The 454-nt window shown below is 26.9% G+C and carries 1 protein-coding gene; it reads right to left on the minus strand.

The window, feature by feature from the left end:
• Positions 1 to 173: 173 nt before the first annotated feature.
• A complete protein-coding gene (locus ABGF45_RS08400; RefSeq protein WP_134710621.1) occupies positions 174 to 377 on the minus strand; it encodes a hypothetical protein in 204 nt (67 codons plus the stop codon).
• Between the last annotated feature and the right edge of the window lie 77 nt (positions 378 to 454).

Consider the following 454-nt stretch of genomic DNA (forward strand, 5'->3'; position numbering starts at 1 on the left):
AGTTTATAAAAAATTTACCTGTATATTTGAATAAACTCCTATTTACATGATTTATAGCTATCATAAAATCGGAACATTTTTTGAAACGAATACTCGAAAAAATTTACATAATTTATCTTCATAATAATCGGAAGTTAATTTCCAATTTTATGCAATTTCATATAGAATTGGAACTACTCTTCCAATCCCCCCTTTTTATATTTAATAAAAAGAACTATTGATACAACTAATGTGATAAACTCCAAAACTATCATTGCATACCAAATTGAATTAACTCCAAATATTGATGGAATGATGTTTACACTCAAAGCAACTAAGACATATCCTCTTAAGATGCTTATAATAAAATCTTTTCTTGGAGTTCTTACTGAAGTCAAATATCCCCCCTGTAACTATGTTAAGTCCTAGTAACAGTAGTACAAATATATAAATTCTGTTATTGATTTTCCTTTGG

Source organism: Helcococcus sp. KG196, from assembly GCF_046035495.1.
Lineage (GTDB): Bacteria > Bacillota > Clostridia > Tissierellales > Peptoniphilaceae > Helcococcus > Helcococcus ovis.